This is a genomic window from Ruminococcus flavefaciens 007c (assembly GCF_000571935.1).
In the GTDB taxonomy this organism is placed as follows: Bacteria; Bacillota; Clostridia; order Oscillospirales; family Ruminococcaceae; genus Ruminococcus; species Ruminococcus flavefaciens_F.
The window spans coordinates 1-25,901 of the sequence record NZ_ATAX01000017.1 but is presented as its reverse complement, the minus strand read 5'-3'; the positions used below and the strand labels follow the sequence as shown (position 1 = coordinate 25,901).

General features: G+C 43.1%; 23 protein-coding genes. 18 read left to right on the top strand and 5 right to left on the bottom strand.

Features of this window, described 5'->3' with window-relative positions; translation table 11 throughout:
* The first annotated feature begins 55 nt into the window (after positions 1-55).
* The 9 genes from RF007C_RS16370 (at position 56) to RF007C_RS05600 (ending at position 10,509) form a co-directional block, all read left to right on the top strand.
* On the top strand, positions 56-1,243 hold the full coding sequence (locus RF007C_RS16370) for a GH25 family lysozyme (protein ID WP_051456540.1): 1,188 nt from the start codon (positions 56-58) through the stop codon (positions 1,241-1,243).
* A gap of 153 nt (positions 1,244-1,396) precedes the next feature.
* Positions 1,397-2,365, top strand: a complete 969-nt coding sequence (locus RF007C_RS05635; RefSeq protein WP_051456539.1) for a recombinase family protein — start codon at positions 1,397-1,399, stop codon at positions 2,363-2,365.
* Positions 2,347-3,822 carry a recombinase family protein gene (locus tag RF007C_RS16365; RefSeq protein WP_051456538.1) on the top strand — a complete coding sequence of 492 codons (1,476 nt, stop codon included), beginning with the start codon at positions 2,347-2,349 and terminating at the stop codon, positions 3,820-3,822. Before RF007C_RS05635 ends, RF007C_RS16365 begins: the two co-directional genes overlap by 19 nt.
* Before the next feature lie 188 nt (positions 3,823-4,010).
* The gene (locus RF007C_RS05625; RefSeq protein WP_051456537.1) at positions 4,011-5,519 is read left to right on the top strand and encodes a recombinase family protein; all 1,509 of its coding nucleotides are present in this window, start codon (positions 4,011-4,013) and stop codon (positions 5,517-5,519) included.
* Positions 5,516-6,706, top strand: coding sequence for a recombinase family protein (locus tag RF007C_RS05620; RefSeq protein WP_051456536.1), 1,191 nt, complete (start codon positions 5,516-5,518; stop codon positions 6,704-6,706). The genes RF007C_RS05625 and RF007C_RS05620 overlap by 4 nt, the downstream gene beginning before the upstream one ends.
* 43 nt (positions 6,707-6,749) lie before the next feature.
* Entirely contained in the window at positions 6,750-7,112 is a 363-nt protein-coding gene (locus RF007C_RS05615; RefSeq protein ID WP_161634875.1) for a hypothetical protein, read from the top strand.
* Positions 7,113-7,358: 246 nt separating this feature from the next.
* On the top strand, positions 7,359-8,852 hold the full coding sequence (locus RF007C_RS05610) for a nucleotide sugar dehydrogenase (RefSeq protein ID WP_037298009.1): 1,494 nt from the start codon (positions 7,359-7,361) through the stop codon (positions 8,850-8,852).
* A gap of 3 nt (positions 8,853-8,855) precedes the next feature.
* Entirely contained in the window at positions 8,856-9,923 is a 1,068-nt protein-coding gene (locus RF007C_RS05605) for an NAD-dependent epimerase/dehydratase family protein (protein ID WP_037298007.1), read from the top strand.
* A 175-nt stretch (positions 9,924-10,098) separates the two neighbouring features.
* Positions 10,099-10,509 (top strand): hypothetical protein, encoded by a 411-nt coding sequence (locus RF007C_RS05600; RefSeq protein ID WP_037298005.1) that lies wholly within the window; start codon positions 10,099-10,101, stop codon positions 10,507-10,509.
* A gap of 91 nt (positions 10,510-10,600) precedes the next feature.
* Here RF007C_RS05600 and RF007C_RS05595 read toward each other — a convergent pair whose 3' ends face one another.
* Complete coding sequence (locus tag RF007C_RS05595; protein WP_037298004.1) at positions 10,601-10,942, bottom strand: helix-turn-helix domain-containing protein; 342 nt, start codon at positions 10,940-10,942, stop codon at positions 10,601-10,603.
* 255 nt (positions 10,943-11,197) lie between these two features.
* On the opposite strand from RF007C_RS05595, the gene RF007C_RS05590 reads away from it, so the two are divergent.
* The 8 genes from RF007C_RS05590 to RF007C_RS05555 all read left to right on the top strand — a co-directional run bounded on the left by RF007C_RS05590 (position 11,198) and on the right by RF007C_RS05555 (position 18,217).
* A complete protein-coding gene (locus tag RF007C_RS05590; RefSeq protein WP_161634874.1) occupies positions 11,198-12,238 on the top strand; it encodes an AAA family ATPase in 1,041 nt (346 codons plus the stop codon).
* Complete coding sequence (locus RF007C_RS05585; RefSeq protein ID WP_051456534.1) at positions 12,204-14,060, top strand: recombinase family protein; 1,857 nt, start codon at positions 12,204-12,206, stop codon at positions 14,058-14,060. The genes RF007C_RS05590 and RF007C_RS05585 overlap by 35 nt, the downstream gene beginning before the upstream one ends.
* Positions 14,032-14,826 (top strand): hypothetical protein, encoded by a 795-nt coding sequence (locus tag RF007C_RS05580; protein WP_051456533.1) that lies wholly within the window; start codon positions 14,032-14,034, stop codon positions 14,824-14,826. The genes RF007C_RS05585 and RF007C_RS05580 overlap by 29 nt, the downstream gene beginning before the upstream one ends.
* Positions 14,798-15,178 (top strand): hypothetical protein, encoded by a 381-nt coding sequence (locus RF007C_RS05575; RefSeq protein ID WP_037298001.1) that lies wholly within the window; start codon positions 14,798-14,800, stop codon positions 15,176-15,178. The genes RF007C_RS05580 and RF007C_RS05575 overlap by 29 nt, the downstream gene beginning before the upstream one ends.
* Before the next feature lie 401 nt (positions 15,179-15,579).
* Positions 15,580-15,765, top strand: coding sequence for a dockerin type I domain-containing protein (locus tag RF007C_RS05570; RefSeq protein WP_037297999.1), 186 nt, complete (start codon positions 15,580-15,582; stop codon positions 15,763-15,765).
* Positions 15,766-16,143: 378 nt separating this feature from the next.
* Positions 16,144-16,500, top strand: a complete 357-nt coding sequence (locus tag RF007C_RS05565; RefSeq protein ID WP_037297997.1) for a hypothetical protein — start codon at positions 16,144-16,146, stop codon at positions 16,498-16,500.
* Positions 16,501-16,577: 77 nt separating this feature from the next.
* Positions 16,578-17,714 carry a hypothetical protein gene (locus RF007C_RS05560; RefSeq protein ID WP_037297994.1) on the top strand — a complete coding sequence of 379 codons (1,137 nt, stop codon included), beginning with the start codon at positions 16,578-16,580 and terminating at the stop codon, positions 17,712-17,714.
* Positions 17,711-18,217, top strand: a complete 507-nt coding sequence (locus tag RF007C_RS05555; protein ID WP_037297991.1) for a hypothetical protein — start codon at positions 17,711-17,713, stop codon at positions 18,215-18,217. The genes RF007C_RS05560 and RF007C_RS05555 overlap by 4 nt, the downstream gene beginning before the upstream one ends.
* Positions 18,218-18,295: 78 nt before the next feature.
* On the opposite strand, the gene RF007C_RS16360 is transcribed toward RF007C_RS05555, so the two are convergent.
* The 4 genes from RF007C_RS16360 to RF007C_RS05535 all read right to left on the bottom strand — a co-directional run bounded on the left by RF007C_RS16360 (position 18,296) and on the right by RF007C_RS05535 (position 22,514).
* Positions 18,296-20,494 (bottom strand): glycosyl hydrolase family 8, encoded by a 2,199-nt coding sequence (locus tag RF007C_RS16360; protein WP_051456532.1) that lies wholly within the window; start codon positions 20,492-20,494, stop codon positions 18,296-18,298.
* 191 nt (positions 20,495-20,685) lie between these two features.
* Positions 20,686-20,808 carry a hypothetical protein gene (locus RF007C_RS18180; RefSeq protein WP_275450837.1) on the bottom strand — a complete coding sequence of 41 codons (123 nt, stop codon included), beginning with the start codon at positions 20,806-20,808 and terminating at the stop codon, positions 20,686-20,688.
* An 8-nt stretch (positions 20,809-20,816) separates the two neighbouring features.
* The gene (locus RF007C_RS05540) at positions 20,817-21,935 is read right to left on the bottom strand and encodes a hypothetical protein (protein WP_037297989.1); all 1,119 of its coding nucleotides are present in this window, start codon (positions 21,933-21,935) and stop codon (positions 20,817-20,819) included.
* Positions 21,936-21,947: 12 nt separating this feature from the next.
* The gene (locus RF007C_RS05535) at positions 21,948-22,514 is read right to left on the bottom strand and encodes an RNA polymerase sigma factor (RefSeq protein WP_019679600.1); all 567 of its coding nucleotides are present in this window, start codon (positions 22,512-22,514) and stop codon (positions 21,948-21,950) included.
* 716 nt (positions 22,515-23,230) lie between these two features.
* On the opposite strand from RF007C_RS05535, the gene RF007C_RS05530 reads away from it, so the two are divergent.
* Positions 23,231-25,901 (top strand): calcium-binding protein (locus tag RF007C_RS05530; protein WP_037297987.1); only part of this gene is annotated, 2,671 nt, incomplete at its 3' end.

Here is a 25,901-nt window from a genome sequence, read left to right as displayed (position 1 = left end):
GTATACCGTTTTAGTCAAGCTAAAACAAGCGATTTTTCGCGGAAAGGAAAGAATTATGATCCAGAAATATGAATTCAATGATACCACACAGCTTTCCCCGCATTTCAATGCAAAAGAGTTCCGCTGCAAGTGCGGAAATGAGCACGAGTTCAGTGTCTTCGATGAACTGGTGCAGAAGCTGGAACAGCTGTATGCAGCCCTCAACTGCTCTAAGATAATTGTGACTTCCGGCTTCCGCTGTCCTGCGCACGATAAGGCAGTAAAGGGCAGCGGAACCGGACAGCATACACTCGGCAATGCCGCTGACATCTGCTGTTACGGGCAGGACGGGCAGCCGATTTCCTCCAAGGTGGTCTGTTGCAAGGCGCAGGATATCGGTTTCAGGGGCATTGCAAATATCACCGCCGCTTACCAGTACACTCACGTTGATGTGCGTCCCAACGGCAAGTGGTACGGCGATGAAGTCCACGGCAACAGCACGGTCACTGATGATTTCTACAAGTATTTCGGAGGTGAGGACATGAAGGGCATTGATGTGAGCGTTCACAACGGAAATATCGACTGGGGTAAGGTCAAGGCTGACGGTATTGATTTCGCTATCCTGCGTGCAGGCTACGGCAGACTGGCATCGCAGAAGGACGAGAAGTTTGAGCAGAATTACGCCGGCGCAAAGGCTGTCGGTCTTCCTATCGGTGCGTACTGGTATTCCTATGCCATGACCCCGGAGGAAGCAGAACAGGAAGCGGATGTTTTCCTGTCCGTTATCAAGGGAAAACAGTTCGAGATGCCCGTCTATTTCGATCTTGAGGAAAAGAAGCAGTTCGACCTCGGCAAGAAACAGGTCTCTGATATCATGCGAGCATTCCTCAAAAAGGTTGAGAGCGCCGGTTATTTTGTTGGTCTGTACGGCTCTGCTTCGTCTCTCACAACGCATACCGCTGATGATATCAAGTCCTGGTACACGATCTGGCTGGCGCACTGGGTCGATCAGACCAATTACAGCGGTGCTTACGGCATCTGGCAGCATTCTGAGAAAGGCAAGGTCGCTGGCATCAACGGTAATGTGGATCTGGATATCTGCTACAAGGATTTCCCGACTACTATCAAGAGCAAAGGGCTGAACGGCTGGGGAAATGCTCCTGTACCTGTGCAGGTTGCTGATGCGCCCAAGACCGAAAGTACTGTAACAGCAACTATCAAGATTGGCAACGACACCTACAAGGGTACTTTTGTCAAGGAGTGATCACTCTGAACGGAGGGAAACATCCCTCTGTTTACATAAGAAATAAATACCCCCCTGTGGTCTTAAAATAATTGCTGAAAAGACTTGCTATGTATGCTGTTTTATGCCAATATATGATGACCGCAGAAGACGGTGGTCAGATAGGAGGTATTTATGGAAAACAAGAAAATACGAGCGTGTGCATACTGCCGCGTAAGCACAGCAAGTGATACTCAGGACGGCTCATTTGAAGTACAATGCGAGTATTACGAAAGACTGATAAACTCAGATCCGGAAATGGAGTTTGTCGGAGTGTACGGTGATCACGGAAAAAGCGGCAGAAAGATGTACAACCGTGAAGAACTGAATCGTATGATTAAGGATTGTGAAGACGGCAAGATCGATCTTATCCTGACGAAAAGTATATCACGATTTGCAAGAAACATGGCAGACTGTGTTGAAACGGTCAGACATCTCAAGGAACTTGGGGTGCGTGTATTATTTGAGAAAGAAAACCTTGATACTGATACCATGACAGGAGAATTGATACTCGGTATACTTGCAACGATCGCGCAGGAAGAGAGCATTTCTTTATCGCAGAATCAGGCATGGAGCAGAATGAAACACCTTGAACGAGGAGAAACATGGTCTCCTCCAAGATATGGCTACACATCTGACGGAAAAAATCATGGATGGGTGATCGTTCCGAATCAGGCAGAAGTTGTCAGAATGGCCTTCTATATGGCGGCTATGTGCCACACATACTCTGAAATCAGAGATGAAATGAATCGTATGGAAAGAGAAGAAGGAAGCGAAAAAGTATGGACAAATCCTACTGTGGCATTGCTTCTGCGCAGTGAGAACTATGTGGGTGATTTCCTATCCAACAAAGAATGTACGATCATTGATAGTAACGGAAAGGAAAAAAGAGTCAAAAATAAAGGTTTTGTAGATCAGATCCTTATTGAAGGGCATCATCCGGCCATCGTAAGCCACGAGTTATTCGACATTGTTCAGGAATTGATAAAACACGGGACAATCGGAGGCGGAAGATCAGTATTCTCTGCTGAAGAAAAATATCTGATGGAAAAAAGCCAAAAGATCGCGGAAAAGGAGGTAAAATTGTGGGAAGCACAAAGATAAAGCGAATACTCAATCAGGATATTTCCGGGACCACAAAGCCGAAGCTGCGTGTATGTGCTTATTGTCGTGTTTCCTCAAAGTCTGAAGAGCAGCTTACCAGTTACGAAACACAGGTTGCGGTATATACAGAAAAGATTTCTTCGGAGCCCGACTGGGAGTTTGCAGGGATCTACGCCGACAGAGGTACTTCTGCGACAATGATGGCGAGACGTAAAGAGTTCCTCAGAATGCTTGAAGACTGTGAAAAAGGCCTTATAGATTGCGTGATCTGTAAATCACTGTCCCGATTTGCGCGTAATACGCTTGATGCACTGAATTGTATCAAAAAGCTCAGAGATCTTGGAGTCCGATTAATACTTGAAAAAGAAGGAATCGATACAGATATGATCTCATCCGAAATACTGCTTTCTGTATTTGCGGCGTTCGCCCAGGAAGAGAGCCATTCACATTCGGAGAATGTAAGATGGGGAAAACGGAAACGGCTTCAGAACGGTGAACCGCTTTTGATAAGGTGCTACGGTTACCGAAAGAATGAAGCAAACGATAATATAGAAATCGTTCCAAGAGAGGCAGAGGCCGTCAGACTGATTTTTGATTTATATGAACACGGGACATCTGTTCCTGAGATAACAAGGATACTGTATGAGAAAGGATATACGAGACCGGATGGAAAAGATAAGGTTTGGGACGATTCAAGGATCCACTACATGATAGCCAATGAGAAATATGTTGGTGATATCATAGCTCAGAAATACTATGTAAAGGATTATATCACTCATCGTTCACGCCGGAATAACGGAGCACTGCCAAGTGTATATATAAAAAATCACCATGAGCCCATTATATCAAGGAAACAGTTTGAACGGTGCAATGTGATCCTTGAACTGAAGAAATCAACAACGCCGCTGCAGTATCCATTTGCAGAATTCATCCGCTGCCCCTATTGTGGACATGTTCTCCGCCACAGAAAACTGTTGATCCAGAACTGTTATACTCATTTCTGCTGTGAGGGCGAAGGAGCATGCAGAGAATTCGTAATACAGTCTCAGGAAGTAGAAAAAGCAATTCTTAAAGCCTATGAAATGCTTGATTTAGAAGAAGTGAAGCGTATCGTAAATAGCAAAAATGCTGATAGAGCAGAAAATGCAGAACTGCTCCTGCAGGTAAAAGAAAAACATCCATCATTCAGTAAAATTGATTACTGGTGGCTGGATGATCTGGTTGAAAGGATCGATTTTGGCTTGCACAGCCACACGGCTTCTGAACTGAAAAAAGGCGGTATTGATGACAGAACGATTAGCATTCACTGGAAATGCGGCAGTGTGACAACATTATCTTCCGGTGTGCTGCGGGACTCACAGGATCCAAGGCACAAGGCAGAATTATGGGATGCCTATCTTCTGAGGTACCCTTCACAGTTTCCGAAGCTTGTTGAAGAAGTGCGGAATAATAAATAATACTATGCGGCTTTCTGATTACAGGAGGCCGCTTTTTTCTGTATATTGACCAGTTATCCTGCTGAAACATCGGGATTATTCTCCGATTTATGATTGCGAAATGACTTGATATATCGGCTGTTTTACGCAATAATAGGATAACGCTGAGGGATAATACTCAGTTGATCCCATTCAGAAAGGGGCAAATTATGAATATTGAGAAGATCATTCTTGAGCCGCAGAGTCCTGAAGAGCCGGATTCTGCGAAAGAACTGAGAGTTGCAGCATACTGCCGTGTGTCTACTGACAATGATGAGCAGAGAACCAGCTTCGAGAATCAGGTCAGATCCTACACTGATATGATAGAAAGCAGACCGGGCTGGAAGCTGGCAGGAATCTATGCAGATGAAGGCATGACAGGTACCAGTGCTTCAAAGCGAAAACAATTCCGGAAAATGATCAGGGATTGTGAAGCAGGAAAAATCGATCTTATCGTAACTAAAAGTATTTCCCGCTTTGCCAGAAATACCCTTGAATGCCTGACGTTTGTCAGACACCTCAATGAGATCGGAGTACATCTTATCTTTGAAAGCAATCATATCGACACAAGAACTGCATTCTCAGAAATGCTTCTGACCGTCCTTGCAGCATTTGCACAGGAGGAAAGCCGCTCTATTTCGCTGAATACGACATGGAGTATCAGAAAACGCTATGAGGAAGGAAGATCCCGTTGGAGCAAACTGTACGGATACGAGAAGAATGAAAACGGAGAATACCAGATCGTGCCGGAACAGGCCAGGGTTGTGAAGGAAATATTCACGCTGTATGAGCACGGTGAGTCCATCGACAAGATCATGAAGCATTTACAGAGCAATCATGTTCCAACACCGGAAAACTGCGAAACGTGGTCCATGTGTACAGTGCGGTTAATGCTTCAGAATGAAAGATACTGTGGAGATATTCTCCTGCAAAAGACCATCTGCGAAAGCCATATTACACATAAGCAAATAAAGAATGATACCACTGAGGTGCCCAGTTACTATATTGAAAATCATCATCAAGCCATAATCAGCAGGAAGCAATTCAATCGGTGTAAGCAGATCTTTGCATTAAGAAGAACACCTCATCCGGATATGCCCGGTAAGTATAACAATCAGTACCCGCTCGGCGACAAACTCGTGTGTCCGATCTGCGGTTCCAGACTGTTTAAGAGGAGTATCAAGATACAAAGACCCGGAAGCGGATGGAGCTGCGAGATCGGTGAGCATGCCTGTCGGCAGTTTATTATCCGTGCAAGCTTTGTGGATCAAGCGCTGCTCAATGCTTATCACACATTGGACGCCGGCATTGTAGAGAAGAAACTTGACAGCCCAAAATTCGGCTCTGAGGCAGAAATTATGCTGAGATACAAAAGAGAATATCCCAGAATGAAAAAGGTCGATTATTGGTGGGTGGATGATCTTGTTGATCATATTGAGTTCGGAAAACACATCAGGACCACAAAGGAACTGATTGCTTTGGAAGTGAAAGGAACACCTGATCCGGATGACAGATCCATGAAAGTCTTCTGGAAATGTGGTCTTGTGACAACGGTTCCTTCAGACGTATTTTATGATTCGGATCTTCCGGGCAGAATTGCAAAGCGCTATTATAATCAGCAGCAGAGGAAAGCTGAAAAGAAAAAGACAAGTAAAGGGAAAGGCAGGGATAAGAAATGAAGATTACAAGAATCCCCAGAATCAGAGATCAGCATAAGAAGCGTGTAGCGGCCTACTGCCGTGTGTCTACAACTCTTGACGAGCAGGAAGAAAGCTACGAGGCGCAGCTTTCCTATTATACAAGGCTCATACAGGCGCATGACGACTGGGACTTTGCAGGAGTATACAGCGACGAGAAAAGCGGTGTCAAGGCCTCAAATCGCCCGGGATTTCAGAGACTTATCAAGGATGCGCTGAACGGCAAAGTGGACTATATCCTTGTAAAAAGCATATCCAGATTCTCACGAAATATCGTGGATTGCCAGAAATACGCCAATCTTCTGCACGGTAACGGCGTTGATATACATTTTGATAAAGAGAATCTGGATACCGCCGAACCTTCCTGTTCCATGATGTTTTCATTTCTCTCTGCAATCGCGCAGGACGAGAGCCGCTCTATTTCGGAAAACGTCAGGTGGGGATATCGGGAACGCTTCAAGCGCGGAGAGTATAACCTTGGGAATAACCGTATCCTTGGATATGACTGTGTTGACGGCAAACTTGTACCGAATCAGGATGCGGATGCGGTCCGCATGATCTTTCAGATGTATATTGAAGGCAAGAGCATTGAGGAGATCCGCCGTTTACTGACTGATTATGGAATCAGGACGAAAAAAGGCCAGCCGCTGGCGCATAATAATATCATGTATATCCTTCAGAATGAGACATATATGGGAGATAAGCTGCTTCAGAAACAGCCTCCAAAGAATTTCCTGACGAAGAAGCCGGATGAAAGAGCGCCGTATGAGAGCAATTATCTTGAAAATGATCATGAGGCTATTGTGGACAGGAAAACATGGGATACCGTGCAGGAGATCATGCGACAAAAGAAAGCTGTTACGGCTGCGGTCGGAAGAATTGGCGGCAGACCGCACTTCCTGTACGGAAAGCTATTCTGCGGCGAGTGCGGTGAACCGATGACAAGACGTACACTGAACGGCCCGAAAGGAATCAAACATAAGGTATGGACCTGCAGAGGACGCCATGAGGGACGGAAAGGAAATGGCTGCAAGCTGAGGACGATCAAGGAGGATCTGCTGCTTCAGACTATAGAAGAGAGCATCGGGTGTGAGGTGAATGCCGAGAACGCCGGACAAATCCAGCGTGTGGTTATCACCGAAGAGGATATTGCGGTCGAAACAACATAAATCAAGCGAAAAACAGCTTTTGCCCCTTGTAAATGAGAGGCGTTTGTGGTATAATACTTTTAATGCCAGTTTGCTCTGTGTGGAGCCGAATATTGAGGAGTTCTTCGGCAATACTGAAACAAATGAGCCTGATAAGACGATTGTTACGCTTCCTTTAGTTGAGAAAGATCAGTCCCTTTTTGGAAAAGGTACTAAAAAAGGTACTAAAAAAGGTACTGAAATAGCTGAAAGGGTTGAACTGGTATTTCAGTTGATTAAAGCAGATCCCTGTATAACACAAATGGAAATAGCTTCTAAACTGAGTATTACTCTCAAACAGACAAAAACAGCATTGGATAACTTGAAGAAGAATAATCGCATCAAACGAGAAGGCTCTGCCCGCAATGGAAAATGGATCATTATTTAATAGGCGTATCTACCACCTCCGCCCACTGAGCAACTACCGAATGAATCCGGTAGCAGCTTAGTGGGCTTTTTTATTTTGTGTTACCGATAGCAACACTGGCGTCACAATGTATAAAGTGAATTGTATTTATGAGTTCATATTTGGCAACGTATACATTGACTTTTTGCATAACATCTGCTATAATAATATCATCATATTAGAAATCACAAGTGTTGCTAGTGGTAACACTTTGCATAGGAGGTACTTATGAAGCACTTATCTTCGAAGCTGCTTGCTGAGACTGTTGTAAGCAGAAGAAAGGCAATCAAGATGTCGCAGCTTACCCTGTCAAAAAAGACAGGCATCAACCGTTCAATCATCTCCAGACTGGAAAGTGAAGACTATACACCGTCTGTGGATCAGCTCCTTGCACTCAGCACAGTCCTTGGTTTTGACAATGCTGATGTTCTGGAAGATGACGCAGTAGAGGCAGCGCCGATTGAACGCAAGAAGATCGCTGTAGCAGGTACCGGTTATGTCGGACTGTCCCTCGCAGTTCTGCTTTCACAGCACAACGATGTTACCGCTGTGGATATCGTACCGGAAAAGGTGGAGAAGCTGAATAACTGGCAGTCTCCGATTCAGGATGACTTCATTGAGCAGTATCTTGCTGAGCATGAAGAGCGTCAGCTTTCCCTCAAGGCTACAACAGACGGCGAATCTGCATACAAGGACGCAGATTTCATTATCGTGGCTGCACCTACAAACTATGATCCGAAGACAAACTTCTTCGATTGCTCCGCTGTAGAAGCAGTTCTTTCCCTCATAAAGGATGTAACGGGAAAAAAGAAGAAAAAGCCTACTATCGTTATCAAGTCGACGATTCCTGTTGGCTATACCGCGCAGGTGCGTGAGAAAATGGGCATGGATAATATCATATTCAGCCCTGAGTTCCTCAGAGAATCCAAGGCACTCTACGATAACCTTTACCCCTCTCGTATCATTGTTGGCTCTGATGACGCTAACATGAAGGCTGCCGAGGAGTTTGCTGCACTTTTACAGCAGGGCGCTATTAAGCCAAACATTGATATTCTCTTTATGGCTACAACTGAGGCAGAGGCTGTTAAGCTGTTTGCTAATACATATCTTGCATTGCGTGTTTCCTATTTCAATGAACTGGATACATACGCAGAGGTCAAGGGACTGAATACGGCCAATATCATCCGTGGTATCTGTCTTGATCCTCGTGTGGGCGACTACTATAACAATCCATCATTCGGTTACGGCGGCTACTGTCTGCCCAAGGACACAAAGCAGCTTCTTGCAAACTATCAGAATGTTCCTCAGAACATGATGACTGCTATCGTTGAGTCAAACAGGACCAGAAAAGACTTCATTGCTGACCGTATCATGGAGATCGCGGGTACTTATGGCAATAGTGCTGACTATTCTGCTGAACAGGAAAGCAAGCAGAAAGAAATCGTTGTGGGCGTATACAGACTCACAATGAAATCCAACTCAGACAACTTCCGTCAGTCATCTATTCAGGGCGTTATGAAGCGCATCAAGGCCAAAGGAGCAACTGTTATTATCTACGAGCCTACACTTGAAAACGGTAGCACATTCTTTGGTTCTGTTGTTGTAAACGACCTTAAGAAGTTCAAGAAGAAGTGCGGCTGTATCGTTGCTAACAGATATGACTCTATTCTTGATGACGTAGAAGAAAAGGTTTATACAAGAGATCTGTTCAGAAGAGATTAAGATATGAGCAAAACCAGAATTGATTTAAACGGCAAGACCATCCTTGTGACCGGTTCTCCCGGATTCATCGGTGCATACCTTGTGCTGAGACTGCTGAAAGAAATGTCATCCGGCACAGTGGTCTCTCTTGACAATATGAATGACTACTATGACCCGGCACTGAAGGAATATCGTCTGTCTCTTATCAAAGAAGCTGCGATCACTTCGCCAGTCAGACACATATTTGTGAAAGGTTCAATTGGCGATAAGGCACTGATCGACAAGCTGTTTGCTGAGTATCACTTTGATGTAGTGGTCAACTTAGCAGCACAGGCAGGTGTCCGTTATTCCATCGACCACCCGGATGTGTATATTGAAAGCAATATCATCGGTTTCTACAATATCCTTGAAGCCTGCCGTCATAATCCTGTAGAGCATCTTGTGTATGCGTCAAGCTCTTCTGTCTATGGCGGAAACAAGAAGGTTCCGTTCAGTACTGAGGACAAGGTGGATAATCCGGTAAGTCTTTACGCTGCAACTAAGAAGAGCAACGAGCTTCTTGCTCACAGCTATTCCAAACTCTACAACATTCCTTCAACCGGCTTACGTTTCTTTACAGTTTATGGTCCTGCAGGCAGACCGGATATGTTCTACTTCTCAGCTACGAACACTTTAGCGAAAGACGGGACGATCAAGATCTTCAACTACGGCAACTGCAAGCGCGACTTCACATACGTTGACGATATTGTTGAGGGCGTATACAGAGTCATGCAGGGAGCGCCGGAGAAGCAGAACGGCGAGGACGGACTGCCGCTTCCGCCTTATGCCGTGTATAACATCGGCGGCGGTACTCCTGAGAACCTGCTGGACTATATCAGCACATTACAGGAAGAGCTTGTGAATGCAGGTGTTCTTCCGGCTGATTATGACTTTGAGGGACACAGAGAACTAGTCGGAATGCAGCCCGGAGATGTACCTGTGACCTATGCGGACAGTAAAGCTCTGGAGGATGACTACGGTTTCAGACCGACGATCAGCATCCGTGAAGGACTGAGAAAGTTCGCGCAGTGGTACGCTGAATACTATAAATAAACATAATGCCCACTTACTACGTCTTCAAATGGCATAGATAATTTGCCGATTGAAAGCATAGTTTGTGGGCATCGTTTTTGTAATGCTATTACAAACTTTTCTGTTACCTCTTGCAATGTAAATTTTTTTGTAGTAAGCTGATAAGCAAAAGAAACCCACGTAGGAGGTACATAAAATGAAACATCCATTTTACTCTGTGAGCATTGATGACATTCCTTTCGGAGATCGTATTATCGCAATTCTGCTACGCACATATCTTGTCAGATGTAAGGATGCCGAGCAAAAACTGGCTGCTGTGCTCAGCGAAGGTATTGTGCTGAAGCTTCCGGCTCTTGCCAAAGATCAGGATGCGATTCCGCTAAAGACAGTGCTTGAAGGCGAGCACCTTGCAAAACTGATCGATGAAGCGGTTGCATTTGTGAAAGCAGATCAAACCGATCATTCGGATTCCGATATTGGAGATATCTTTGCATCCGCCAAGGAAATGCTGGATAATATCTCCGGCAAATCGGTTGTGATGAATATGAGCGCCGAACTGGCTGAATACATCACCAAACTGTACTATGCGCTGAAAGCCGGCGAATAAAAATATATGAGAAATACTGCCCGTGTAGAGAGCAGAAGCACCCAAGACCTGATCCGGATGCTCTGCTGCCTATGCGGGCAGTATTTTTGTTTTAGATTCCGTGCTCCTGAAGGAGCTTTTTCATGTGTCTGAGCATATCCATGAGGATAGCTTTTTCCGCAGGAGTGCAGTCACTGAAAAAAGTCAGCAATTCTGTGTTCTGCTCCTCATTGGAATTTGTAAGATAATCTGTGAGGAGGTCGTCTACAGTGATTTTTAGAGCATTAGCTATTTTCAGTACAAGTTCAAGACTTGGGTTTTTGGCACCCGTTTCAACTTTGCTTAAGTGTCTATTCGAAATGCCAATTCTGTCTCCCAGCTCCTCCTGCGATAAACCATTGTTTTCTCTAAAGAGTTTAATCCGCATACCGATTAAATCGAATTTTGCATCCATATAATTCAGCCTTTCTATATGGCCCGCATGGCAGTATATATATTACCATCATGTTGAACACATAGCAAGCTGTTTTCTGAATTTTAAGATGGCGGTTGCTTTTCTCCCTACTATTGCACCATCTTAAGAGATAATTCTATCTATTGGTTCTAATAAACCGCTATTATTCTATCCATTGGTTCGTTGTAAGATATCCTTACATACTGTATAATTGAAGATGAAATAATGATGACTGAGACGGGAGTGTGCAATACTGTGGAATCGAAAATACTAACTTTATTTAGTGACATATCAGCGGTTCCCGTCAGCTGGCTGTGGCAGCCGTATATTGCTCTTGGTAAAATCACACTTCTGCAAGGCGATCCCGGCTGCGGAAAGTCAAGCTTGATGATGAGTTTGATCGCAGAACTCTCAAAAGGTGGTCAAACTCCTGATGGCAGATCATTTGGTTCTCCGAAGAGGGTCATTTATCAGTGTTCCGAGGATGGAGTTAAGGATACGATAAAACCAAGACTTGTTGCCGCGGGTGCCGACTGCCGGAATATAGCTTTTATTGATGAAGAAGTCTACAATGGACTGACTCTTGATGATGAGCGAATCCGTAGAGCTATTATCGAATGGAATCCTCGTCTTGTGGTTATTGATCCGATTCAATCATATATCGGTAATGATTCTGACCTCCAGATGGCAGGAAAAGCAAGAAAACTGATGCGCCGCATTGGAATGTGGGCATCAACATATAAATGTGCTGTTGTACTGATTGGACACTTCAGTAAAAATGAAGGTGCAAAGGATCTGTATCGTGGACTAGGCAGTATAGATGTTGTTGCTGCCGCTCGCAGTGTTCTTCAGGTAGAGAGAAGCTCTGAGGACGAGGATGTCCGTATTGTAAGGCAGGTAAAGAACAGCCTAGAATCTAAAGGGGCAGATCTGTTATTTGAGATACGTCCGACCACAGGATTCAGGTGGATTGGTACGTCAGAGAGACCCGGAATAGTTTTATCTTGTAATTCAGAGCCTAGTATTGAAGAGTTACCAATCAATAAGCATGAGCGCGCAGCTTTTCTTTTAAAGATGGCTTTGGAGAAAGGTGCGGTGGAGGCTATGGAGATAAAGCGTCTCATGGCAGAATACCGTATCGGAGAAAAAACTATGAATGAAGTCAAAATAGAACTCGGCATTAAGTCATATCGAAAAATGAAGACCTGGTATTGGATAATGCCAGGAGAAGCAGCTAAATCATCACACTCAGGGGGCAATAATGAAGGCGTCAAAGCGCAGAATCAGGAATTCTGAACATAAAGGCGAGATCAGGGAAAAATACAAGGGAATCGATCCTTCAGAGATTGAAGTCATCCCTGCAAATGAAGATAGTGACCTTGATATTGAAAACAGGAAGATGAAGGTCGCTGCCTATGTCCGTGTCTCTACACAGAATGACGAGCAGACCTCCTCGTTTGAATTACAGGTCAATGATTTCACCAAGCGTATCAATGAGAATCCGAACTGGGAGTTTGCCGGCATCTACAGTGATGAAGGTATTTCCGGAACCGAATTGTCTCACCGTGCAGGTATGCTGTCTCTGATCGAGGATGCAAAAGCAGGAAAAGTCCAGCTTATCCTTGTGAAATCCATCGCTCGTTTCGCCAGAAATGTTGTTGACTGCCTCTCTATCGTTCAGGAGTTGAAAAACTACGGTGTTGGCGTGCGCTTTGATGAAAACAATCTCTGCACACTGGGCGCAGAAGGCACTATGCTTCTGACTATCCTCGCTACTGTTGCCGAGGAGGAGTCACGCTCCAAGTCCTTCATCATGAACTGGTCTGTCCAGCGCCGTTTCCAGAACGGAATCTTCCTGACTCCGGAGCTTCTGGGCTATGACAACGACGAGGACGGCGGACTGGTAATAAACGAGTCCGAGGCGGAGACAGTCAAGGTCATTTACTATCTGTATGTGAACGGATGGTCAAGTAAGGAAATTGCCGATCTTCTGACGGATTATCAGCGTGAGACCAAGCTTGGCAATACCGAGTGGAAATCTTCATGGATAACCCAAATTATAGACAATGAGCGTCATTGCGGCGATGTCCTTGCTCATAAGACTTACACGCCTGATTTCAAAACGCATAAGGCAGTAAAAAATGACGGCAAGCTCCCCAAATATAGAAAGCGTGATCATCACGATGCTATCATCAGCCGTGAAGTATTCAATGCTGCCCAGATTATCCGCGCATCTGCATTTTACAAAAGAAAAAAGCATGCCCTGCCCGTGCTAAGCGTTGTGGTGGACGGTGCGCTCAAAGGATATGTTCCGATTGACCGGAACTGGGAGGGCTTTTCTCCTGAGGACTATCAGAAGGCCTGTGAAAGTGTTCAGACCGTTATTGAAAAGGAAGAATATGTCCAGTCAGGTCTAAAGCTGAATCTGAACGGATATCAGCGTGTCAGTTCACATTTCTTTCCATCTTCTGATAACCTGTCTCTGACGATTTCAGGCGGAAAGATGCGCTTTAGTACTGCGTGCTTAAAGAAATTTGAGGATGTAGAGTACGTTGAACTGCTTATCAACACTGTGAATAACTGCATCGCGATCCGCCCTTGTGAGAGCGATAATCCGAATGCGATCCACTGGGGAAGGTTGAAAGAAGATAAGTGGATCGTGAACAGCATGAGTTGCCGTGGGCTGGCAAAGGTCATATTCAGCCTGATGTCGTGGGAGGATGACGGCAAGTACAGATTTAAGGGAGAATTCCGCAGCAACGGCTCTGATAAGCTCCTTTTATTTGAACTGGACGAACCCGTAGTGTCGAAAACAGTAGAGCAGGTCATCGTCCCGGAAAAAGATGATGAGGAGCAGATCGTGGTTCAGGAAACTGTGAGAGTCTATCCGCCGTCATGGGGTGCAGGTTTTGGAACTCCGATCGTATCGATTACACGCGGACATCTGCTGTCACAGCAGCACTACAGTGGTGACTGGGATGTTCTCAGACCGGCAAAGGTTATAGAAGAAATGAATGCACTATCTTCAGAAACTCTTGCAGAGCTGATGAAGGAAGCCGAAACAATTATGGAAGGATGGGACTTAGGATATGACCGAGCAGATGATGCCGACGAGTGAAGAAATGACGCTCGAAGAACTGACTACCGAAAAGGAACTCCGAAGAAGAGAGCTGGAACAGGCTTTCGGAAGCTATAACTTTGTGGTTGTCCGCAAGGAACTGTTTGCACACCTGCGTGATCCGGCTGTTACGATCAGAAAAGGCAGTATCACATTCAATACCGCCTGCATCAACGGTCTGGAAGATGTGGTCTTTGTACAGCTGCTGCTTTGCGAAGACGAGAAAAAGTTTGCGGTCAAGGGCTGTCAGGAGAACGACAAGGATGCTCTGCGCTGGTGCATAGCCAAGCCGGATAAGCGTAAGAGCCGTAAGATGACCTGCCCCGATTTTACGGATAAGCTGTATGAACTCATGCATTGGGATTCTAAGTGCCGTTATAAGATACTGGGCTATAAGATTGAGTTTGAGGGCGAGACCTATTATGTTTTCGACCTGATCGTGAAGGAGACATTCCGTGAAAAGCCCAAGAAGGGCGAAGTGATCGACGAGACCGTGGACTACAAGAAGGGATACTACTCCGAGGATATTGCTGGAACATTCGGAGTCCCTGTGGAAGAGCATAAAAAGCAGACACAGGTCACAGTCGAGAACGGGTATATCAACGTAGCTATGCTCACAGGCGACAAGAAACCTGTGGAGATCGAGCAGGCTGGCAAGCAGCTTACTCTTGAGGATAATTCTGCCCCTGCAAATTCTACGGGCGAAGTATACCCTGACGTAGAAGAGGAGGTGTCAGATGGAGAACCTGTCGTGGGAGAATGCTGATCTTGGAATCAGCTTCTCGGTTGCATATGGACGGATCACTGTATTCAAGACAACTCTGAAAGCTATTGGCTTACCGCAGTATTTCAGATTTCTGTTAGATCCGGAGAATGGAAAGCTGGCTGTTGAGAAGTGCAGCTATAAGTCAAGCGGAGCTCATCAGCTGTCAGAGGATACTTCACACGATAGTTATGAGCTCAAAAGCATGGATATGGTACGTTTTATATATCAGACCTGCGGCTGGGATATGAAGTCCACATACCGTATACGCGGCATAGCTGTGCCTGACCGAGATTTGGTCGTATTCGACCTTACAACGGCGTATCGTGTGCAGGAAGGACATCTGGTAGGCTGAACTGTAGATATCAGCTGTATTATACCATATATTGGGGTTTATTGCAATAAGCGCCGAATGATATTTCCATCGCATCCAGATGCGGAAGATCCGTGAGGCCGATACATAAAAGTAAATAATGAAGCAGCCCACTGGGTGTGTTTCCAAATTACGATATAATTCGTAAGACGGAGACATACCTGGTGGGCTGTTTTTCATTTATCCCTCTGATAAGGGGATATTCTGCCAGAATGAACATTTCAAAAATAGAACTTTATCCCTCGCTCGGAACTATCCAAAAATACCGGATTTTAAGAAAATGGCGTAAAATCGGGATTTTCATTCTCCGCCGATTGAGCAATCCCTACTGACAAACTTGGAAGGACGTACCCACACAGTATAATAGAGACATTTATAATCATATGATCGTGCTTGTTGCTTATGACATTAACAGAGACGGCCAGATCAATGCGACAGATGCGAGTCTCGTTCTTGCTTACTACTCATACGCTGCATCACTCAGAGACAGCGACGGTAACTATGTAACAGAATGGCCATCTATGGAGTATTATCTTTATAATGTAAGAGGATACAGTATTATTCTTTGATGAACGCTGCTATTGACTACGTTTAAGCAAAACATATCCCCTCAGAGTTATCTTATAAGCTCTGAGGGGGCTTTTTTCCCCATTTTCAACATTGACTGTTTATTATTCCTGCAGTTGTACATCTCGCTTGACTGTGGTAATAGCTGTCGTTGTTTTGCAGGTTCCATTTCCGTATTCCCACTATGCCTAATTTAGTCTAGTTTAATCTATAGACTATTTTAGATATTCTAATTTGGTCTATGTACTTGCTTAGACTTATTTTTACATCAAAAGGCGACCTGGATTAGTCGCCCCTTTATCATACTACCTCGCAAGGAGAACTTGAATAATCTGTTTTGATGTATATATGCACAGAATAGTGTAGGTCGGGAAACTGCTTTGCAGAATGAGATAGCTCGTTATGCCTATGACGTATGCTGCGGGACTACCGCAGAGTTTACGAAGCAGCTTGAATATTGGATAAGCCAGATGGATAAAGACGAGGAAATCACCTCTAAGTCCTCCATGCCTGCATATATCTATCTGTTTGATGCGGCAAAAAAGAAGAATAAAATTACTATGGTGTTTATATACGTCTGGTGGGCTTTTGTACAGCATATTCAGTCTGAGGAATATAAGCTAAAGGAATATAGAGATGACTTTGATATTTATTACGTAGATAATATCGCTCAGAATATTGCACCTGAGCTGTATCAAAACTGTGATATAGATAATATCTCTATATTTCTCGAATGAAAGTAGGTGAGTATTGATTTGAAATTTACAGAATTATCGGAGAAATTCAAGTAAATAAGATGACTGATCGGAATCTGATGAAGTTATACCCTAATCATTTAATTCATACCCGTGCCGCAGCTATGTATGAGCGTATAGACGGTATAGACTATGATGAGGACTTAGGAGTTATTATCCCTATCAATGGATATAGTCATGATGAGCTAAGGGAGAATATGATAAAATACCCTCATTTCTATCAGCTTACAAGAGTGGTGGATGGAGAAGAAATCAGCTTCTATGAAAATATAGAAATTGACGGGGTGCTTCATAAGACTCTCGAAGTATGGGATAGCCTGCCTGAGAGTAAGGTAATCCCTAAGACCGCAGAGTTTATCAAAGAATATGTTGTCCGTAGGTATCTTCTTGAACGTGATAACGGTGTACAGCATAAATACCCTCTCAAGGGTAGTCTCCTGCCGTATATTACACTGTTCGCACCAGAAACCTACTATATTCAAAACAAATGCGGAGATCCTGTTGAGCTTGCAAAACAGTGTGTAACTGCCCGTGTTGATTTCTTTCAGAGTCGTAATCCATATCTGGCTCGATATAAAACGGCGCTTAACAAGGGTATAGCATATGGTACTATGGATTGTCCATTCAAACAGTATTGTCGTAGGACCATATGCGATAATTCTTGTCCGCCCTTAGTGGAGTTTTCTTATCTGTTGGAGAGAAATAAGATGTCTTGTAACTCTTCTGTTTTCGAGATACAGCCCAAGATGCTCTCAGACGTTTCAGAATGGCTCACAGCGGCTCCTAATTCTTATAGTGTAGTTATATCACCTGACACCATAGACATGGCTTCTCGCTTAATCTACGCAGCGATATGCACACACTGGAAAGGGAACTGTTTGAGATGTGCAGTTTATCACTTGAATTTCAGTGAGTACCTGGATGACATACAACATAGTTGGAGTGTAAAAGAAATGCCCGAAGCGTTTGAGTATGAACAAATATTCATAGCTAAGGCCAAATTGCTTGTTATCTCCAATATTGATTATGTCAAATTCGGAGATTTTCAGGCTCAGACCTTGCTTAATCTCATTCATACCCGTAAAACCAACGGGCTACAAACTATCATAGTATCCCCCAATCTGAATACCTTGGTAGGCTCAGGACCGTTCTTTGAAAGAATGAAAACTGTATTAACGGGGGTGATTATTAAATGATTAACGCAGTAGAATTACAGGTAATCAACAGGATCTTATTATCAGACAACCAAGAAGAAATAGATACACTCTGTTCGTTTGATAAGTCATACTACAAGCTGTTTCCTGCTCAGATAGAATTTATTCTGAAGCACAGAGATCAGTACGGTACTATACCTGATAAGTTCACCTTCCAGATGACATTTCCTGACTTTACTTACATACAAGTAAACGAGCCGTTAGAGTTCCTTACTCAAGAACTCACAAAGAATAAACGACATACGATATTACTTGATATGTTTAATAAAATCAAGGAACTCGGTGCAGATGATGTAGATGATGCATGGACTTACATAGATACCCAGTGTGAGCGTATTCATGAGCTTGATACTTCTGAGCCACTTGATCTTGTACATGATGCAGAGAAACGTTGCAAGCAGGTACAAGAGTACAGCAAGAAGCGTCGTATTCCTACTGGCTTCGCAGAGTTAGATCAGGCTATGTATGGGGCCTTTCTACCGTAGAAGGACGGGTTACGATATAAATGAGCCCGCCTGATTCTGTGATCAGACGGGCTCTTTTATTACATACATAAAATGATTTTACGACTGGATCTCCGTACCGCCCCATTCAACAACTGTAAAGCCCTTTCTCTCAAAGGTCTGTAGCTGCTGAGGCTGGATATTTACAGCTTCTTCAAGCGGAACATAAGCCATGAAGATGCGGAGCAGGCTGTCAGGCTTGGGAGTAATATCAAGCTTTGCTGAATTTGTATAAGCATCGCCTTGGAATGTAATGAGGTTATACTTGTTATGCTCCATCTTAGGCAGCCAGTATACTATGAATTCGTTCATTTCTTCCTCGGTCAGTCCCATATATGTGAGCTTTTCCTTAAGGAAGCTCTCGGTATCACTGCCTGCAACGCAGAATCCCTTAGAGAAGTCAAATCTTGTGCGGGCATTCACACTTTCCCAGAAAAGGTACTTATGATGCGTACCGTCTGCCTTGTTGAGAAGTGAACCGTCGGGATATGCCGTAACATCCCAGCCGTTGTTATATCTCGGATATGTTGTATAGAGATCAGAGGTGGTCAGTTTAAGATCAACATGAACATCGGTCTCTTTTTCGGGATAGAGGTATATTACCGGCTTGCCCCACTGTAAGCCCGTAAAGGCTGATGTATTCAGCTTCGAAGTGTTTATCCAGCCATACTGTCCGGAGTATTCCGTGAAGATCCAGGGACTGTTTTCATTCTGATAGCCGAGTTCTTTAAGCGTTGTCCATGGAGGTACATTGTCGATAACTTCATAGCTTTCATCGGGACCTCTGTATAATTTCAATCCGTTTCCGGTAATATCGTATGTTGCACCGAATTCTATGCGCTTGTTGGGCTCTACATAATTAATGGCGTTTTTCCTGACAAGTTCCTTCTTCATGAGGATAAGGTCGAAGATATCGAGCTCGTCGTCATTATAAAAATCAACTGCTTTACAGTTGGCAAGATTTGCGTCAGGAACAGCCAGGAGCCATTTCTGAAATAGTACCACATCGGCAACATTGAATTCACCGTCACCGTTGGCATCTCCGGTCGGCTTTGCTGCTGTTTCCGGCACAAGCCAGCCGCCGTCATCGGTAATCAGGCAAAGCATGGCGATCGTGTTACCGAAATAGGAATCCACGCCGATATCCAGAACCTCTTTGCGTATCGTATCATGCCATTTGCTATCTCCGGCAGCTGCTGCGGAAAGCATCAGCGGTGCAGTAAAACAAAGATCGTCCCAGTCTGCGACCGCATGGCCGTCAGGTGTATAGCCCGCCATGATCTTTTCCGGCTTGCCGCCTGTTTCCTTTACGAAAAATGCGTTGACTGTTTCCGCATACTTTTTTGCATCTGCGTTTTGACCGACGAGCGCATCCGTACTGATACGCCACGGAACACGGCAGGAATTGTATTCATAGACACCGTCGTTTTCATTTTCAAGGAAGTTCGCGGGTGCGGAGATCCATTCACCGCTGCTGTCCTTGATGATGAAGTCCGGCAGCAGACCGGTCTGATATTTATCCACAAAATGGTTAATGATGCCGTAGGTGTTGTTATAAAGCTGCATCCAGCGTTCATCGCCGGTCACTTCGTAAAACACCGGAAAATACTGCATGATGAAATCCGAAGCACGTGTCGCAGTGTAATATTTGTCATTTTTATCGACATCGTATGCCCAGTCACCGAGCCGCAGAATGTTATCATCATGGCTCACATCATATTTCATAATGTCATTGATCACAAGCTCGGCAGCCTGCCGGTAATTGATTTCGCCGCTGCTTCCCCAGATCTTATCCGCCAGCAGCAGTGCATAGGCAATGTCCAGATCTCCGTCCGTTGCAGAATCCGCACCGTTGGAATCTACGAGGGCCTTGCCGTTATCGCTCTGCTGCCACGCCATCAGATGCGGGCCGATGCTGCTCGGATGTGCCAGATAATAATGGTACATACCGTCGAAAATGTCTTTGGCCTCGTTGTCATAGTCTGACATCAGAGCCGCGATGAGCATACCGTAACCATGTGCTTCAGAAACAGTGACCTCAACCGTGGAATGTGCTTCCGCATATTCCTGCTCTCCGTAGAACACATAATACTGCGTTTCATCTTTGACATACGGATTTTGCCGCAGATAAGTTTCTTTCCAGTCTTCATAATAATGTTGTGTGTCATTGGTCAGTGTTTGTGCTGATGCAGGAATCGGAATCCTGATCATGTTCAGCAACAGCACACAACCGAGTAATGCAAAAAGTTTCTTTTTCATGGCGCTTCCTCCCCATCTACGCATTGCATATTTTCTGAGGTTCGTGGAATGATGTTTTCCCTGTCTGGGAAAGGAATAGTTCCTCCTCAGCTTTTATAGCCATTATAGCATAGAATCCCACAGAATGCAATGGGGGAGCAGAAAAGATCATATGTCATTTAACTGCTTTTATGGAGAGTACTTTTATAACACTACTTTTTTATATTTTCCACATAGACCTCAAACTCGATTTCCCCGTTTTCAGCCTTAGACCTGAGCTCAAGAGAATAATCAGTCCATGCGGCAAACTCAGCCTGTGTCATCTTCTTTTTCATATATAGGATCAGTTGGCGGCTTCAGATGTATTTGTGAATTCATATTCTTCATCTACCTGCTCGATTCTCCAATCCTGAACATCTTCATCGAATACAATTTTAAATGTGAATTCACCAGGAATTTCACCGTTCTTTGGTGGGTAATGTATCTTTCTTTTAAGTGTGAAAGATTTTTCAGTTACGTCGGTTATATCTACCTGATTATCTGACCAGTGTGTACCTGCGAAATATTGACTGGGTATAATTCTCTGATATAATTCGCCCTCATACTCAATAAATGTATAAATACGATCTACTTGTGTGTCAGTCGTAAGAGTATCTGCCGTAAATGAAGGTCCGAATAATTCATATTCTTTTGTATTTTGAACATGGTCAGAATAGAATGGATCATAGTTTTTGCTGTAATATGTATTGTATAACTTCTTCAAATCGTCCATAGTACTCTCTGTAAGTCTTTCATCATCGGTTTTAATATATGTTAGTTCGGTATCAATTGTCCTCCCGTCACGCTGGTAAGAGTATTTCAAATTTATGCCCTTTGCACTTGCATCTTGAGAAGTCATTGAATGTGAATGAGTATGGAAGAAGCACTCATAATCCCAATAATTATCAGTAAGGTTATGTGCTATTTCTTCTTCAGGAGTTAAGCTCTTTGTCTCAGTTGCTTCTGTAGTTGTCTCAGCAACGGCAGTAGTAGCTGTAGTTGCTGCTGTTGTTATAGTTATTGTAGTAATGCTTGTTATTACAGAAGATTCAGTAGCAGTTTCTGTCGTAAATGATGAACTTTCAGTAGCAGGTTCTGTTCCTGATGTTGCGCTTGTATTCGGAGCTGAATCCTTCATCTTGTGGAACAGATAGGTTCCTCCGCCGAAGCCGCCTGCGATAATAGCAACTGCTGCTGCCATACCAGCAAACTTTATCCACCCCGGACGATTGTATTTTTCTACACCGTGTACGCTGTCATTATTATCCTCATCAGCAGCGTTTGTTAAATTAATTTTCTTCTTAGTCATATTAAACATTCTTTCTTTGGCTGAATCTGACAGGGACGGATATTCCTTTGCAATTCTGTCTGCAGTTTCAAGGTCAATGTCGAATTCCTTGGACATTTCATCTTTCATATTCATACATATCCCTCCTTAATAATTTATGCCGACTTCACAAAGCATCTTTTTCAGCTTTTGTCTTGCCCTAATGCTTCGTTTCTGTACTGCGTCTGCGGTCATTGAGATCGCTCTTCCTATTTCAGCTACTGTCATATTATAGTAGTACTGTTTTATTATTATCGACGTGTCAGGTTCGCCTAATTCTTTTATTTTATTAAATAAGATGTAATTACGCTCTGACAGCTCAGAAGATTCAATTATACTTTCTCCCGACGATATTTCTCTGATCACTTCATCGTCAGCAGATATCGTTTTTTCAGCTTTTACATTGAGCTTTCTGTACATATCTATTGCTTTGCGTTTGGCTATCACTCCGATAAATCCTTTCAGGTCACCATCTCGGTCACCAAGATTATTTATCTTTTTGAATACCTCTGTAAAAGTATCACTCACACATTCCTCTATATCTTCCGCAGTACTGCAGTTTTTAAGTTTAGTTGCGGCTATAACATATACATAATTGCAGTATTCATTGAAAATTGCTCTCATGCACTCTTCCGGAGATTGTTCCATGTGTTTCTTGAACTCCTGATCCGTCATATGTATACCTCCTTCTATTCAGTTCAGCGATCGCTTTCATTATATACACTCGTACTTGTGACATCGGGTAGGACATTTTTTCTAAAAAATTTTTTATAACATTATGTATACAGTATTTCCGTTAAAGTAAGCTGAAAAACTGTCATAGCAGTTTTCCTTTATAAGAAATTTCTTAACATTTTTTAGCACTGACCAAGTGTTAAATGCTCCCGATATATCTTTACATCATAACAGTATTATATCACATAGTATAATTGAATCCAAGGGAAATGCATAAATGTTATTTGCTATAAGCTTTTATTGCTTAAAACAAACAATTATAGGCACTTTGTTTTACTGTCAAACTTTAGAAATGTCTGTTTCTGCAATGCGTTGTTTTTTTATTTAATCGTTAACCCGAGTTAACAACCGATTTGACAGTTTACTTTTGATATAATATAATATATTCTGATTAGACTGGGGTAGTTGTCTGATCAAATCTAAGGATGAAGGGGGTATAGGAATTAATTGGGATTTGTTATAATGTCTTGTCAGTCAGATTTTGGTTATTGCTAAGGACATTATAATTCACTATTGTTGTTTTGGGCTTTTGGCAGGAGAAAGGAAAGCGTTCTTTTTCGGGGATTGAAAAAACAACGATAATGCAAGACTACCTAAATATGTTTTTCGATTATTCATATGTAAATACGGATAACCATGATAGAAAGGAATAAAAAATGGCTAATACTAATAATCCAACAGAGGAACTTGTAAACAAATATCTTGATGATTTGAAAGCTAAACCGGGCGAAGCAGCACAGTCTGTTTTTGCGTATTGCGTAGATGAGTATCTTGAAGACGAGATGAAATCATTAGGCTTGAACGGTGATACTCTTGTAAAAATATATAAAATAATGGGGGATGACAAATGGGAGAAGGATCCCCTTACTGCAACAATAAACGGTTTAATGGGCGTTATTGATAAGTCTCCTGCATATTCGGAGCTGCGTAAAAGTGAAATTTATAAGAGCCTTAAAAGCTTCAAGAGCAACTGGGATTCATACGGAACACATCTTAATAACCTCAGGAAAGACCTTAAAGTCATAGAACAGTATCAGGATGACAGAGGTGCTATCCAGACGAATGCCAAGGTCATGGATACATTTGACCATGCTACCGGCGAACTCATGTCAATTATTAAAAACCTCGTGGGTTTAGTGCCCGGAGGAAATCTCATGAATACTATGCTAACACAGCTGTTTGCGTGCTATCAGTATGGCAAAAAGATAGTGGAGAAAACAAATTTCTCACTTCTGGAAAAAGATCTTATAGGTGCAGGCGAAGGAACGGACAGTGAAGGATTTAATGAAGAGATCAGAAGGATTAATCCGAATCATTCATATTCTGCTCAATTCCTTGCATACAATATAGCCAGCCATGCAGAACCGACCGATGATTGGAAAAACGGTCCGAGCATTAAGGACGGTGAGATGTCGTGTATTCTGAATAAAATGATGCCTGAAAAGCAATCATTGTTCATGCCTTATATTGAATGGAGAATTATTTATGAGCTCAACTGTGAATTGGAGCCGCTGACAGGCATTAGTCTCTTTGAAGATCACAGATCATTTAAAGAAAAGGCTTCTGATGCATGGGAGAAAGGTGGATTTTGGGATTGGGCAGAAGTCGTATGGACAGAATCAAATAAGAACATTAAGGAAAGTAAAAAGTCTCTTGGAGACGCAATATATGATAAGCTTGTTGATTGGGGCGTTACCGATTGGGTTGACGAAACATATGATAATTTAGAGAAAAAGAAGGACGCTATTAAAGAATCGATTATTGATTGGATAGATGATAAAGCAATTGCTTTTGATAAGAAAATGGATCATGTAGCAGATGTTATCTATTCAGGTGATGAATATGACGGCTGGATTGGTACATGGAGGCTTGGATGGGAATCGATAATAGGCTCGAAATACAGCTCAGCTAAAAAAGCAAGAGTTGCTGTTGATCCGCTGATACTTGACACAGATAATGATGGTTTTAATATCCGTAACAAGTCTGAAGGAGCATATTTTGATCTTAATTCCGATGGCTATGCCGAGAAGATCAACTGGACAGATCAGGATTCAATACTCGGGTTGGATATTAATAAAAATGGCAAGATCGATAACGGCCGCGAGGTATTCGGTGATTATCATATTATAAATGAAACAGGTGAACGTGCGAAAAATGGTTTTGAAGCACTTAAGCAGTATGATACTAATCAGGACGGAGTAATTGATTCTTCAGACAGCATATATAATGATCTTTTACTCTGGAAGGACGCTAACGGCAACGGTATATCCGAAGCAAGTGAGCTGACAAAGCTCAGCAAATCAGGTATCAGTGCTATCAAGCTTGATTATGAGAACTCCAACCTTGGAACAGGAACAGAGGCCGTTATCGGAAATACTTCTGAAGTAGTTTACAGTGACAGTTCAAAGGACAACAGCAAGATAGGAGAGCTTTGGGTAGCTTCAGATCTTTACGATACCATAGAAGAGGTAATTACAGGTTTTGACGAACTTGTTGATGGACTTCCGAATGTAAAGAATTATGGAAAGGTAAGCTCACTCTACAATGCTATAAAAACAGATGAGACAGGCGAACTCAGAGGCCTTGTTGAATCTTTTGTAAACACTTCGGACAGAGACAGCCGTCTTGAAAGTGTTGAGAAGATACTTAATTTCATTTGTAATACAGATGAGATCGAGGATAACAGCCGAGGCAATAGTTTCAGCGCAAAGAAACTGCATATCATAGAGCAGTTTATGGGAGAAGATTTTGTCGGAGTAAATGGAGCAGAGCCTAATTCAGCTGCTGTGCCTATACTCGAAAGTGTTTATTCATCCCTTGTCGAGATGTACTATTTCGCAATGGTAGGTAGTAGAATCGAAAAGTATCTTAGCGATATTATGATGAAGGTGGATAATAACGGAACAATTACTTATGATACATCCGTACTGAAAGCACATCTTTATATGGCTGCAGAATTTAATGCATTAGATTTTTCTGAGTTAACCGATCTCTGTGCATATCTGTTCTATGTTGAAAAAACAGTTCAGAATAACTTCAGTCTCTTCACGAACGTAAGAAATATGATCGTGAATAACTTTGTATATTCTTCTGATCTGTTTGATGATGCAATAATTGGTGCTATCAAAGGTACATATGATAATGATAAGCTCAGCGGCACAGATTCAGCAGATGTTTTCTTTGGTAAATCAGGTGACGATGAAATAAAGGGATTAAGCGGAAACGATGTTTTGTTCGGCGGTGCAGGCAATGACAAGCTCTACGGCGGCAACGGAAACGACGAGCTCCACGGCGGTACAGGCAACGATTACCTCAACGGCGGAGACG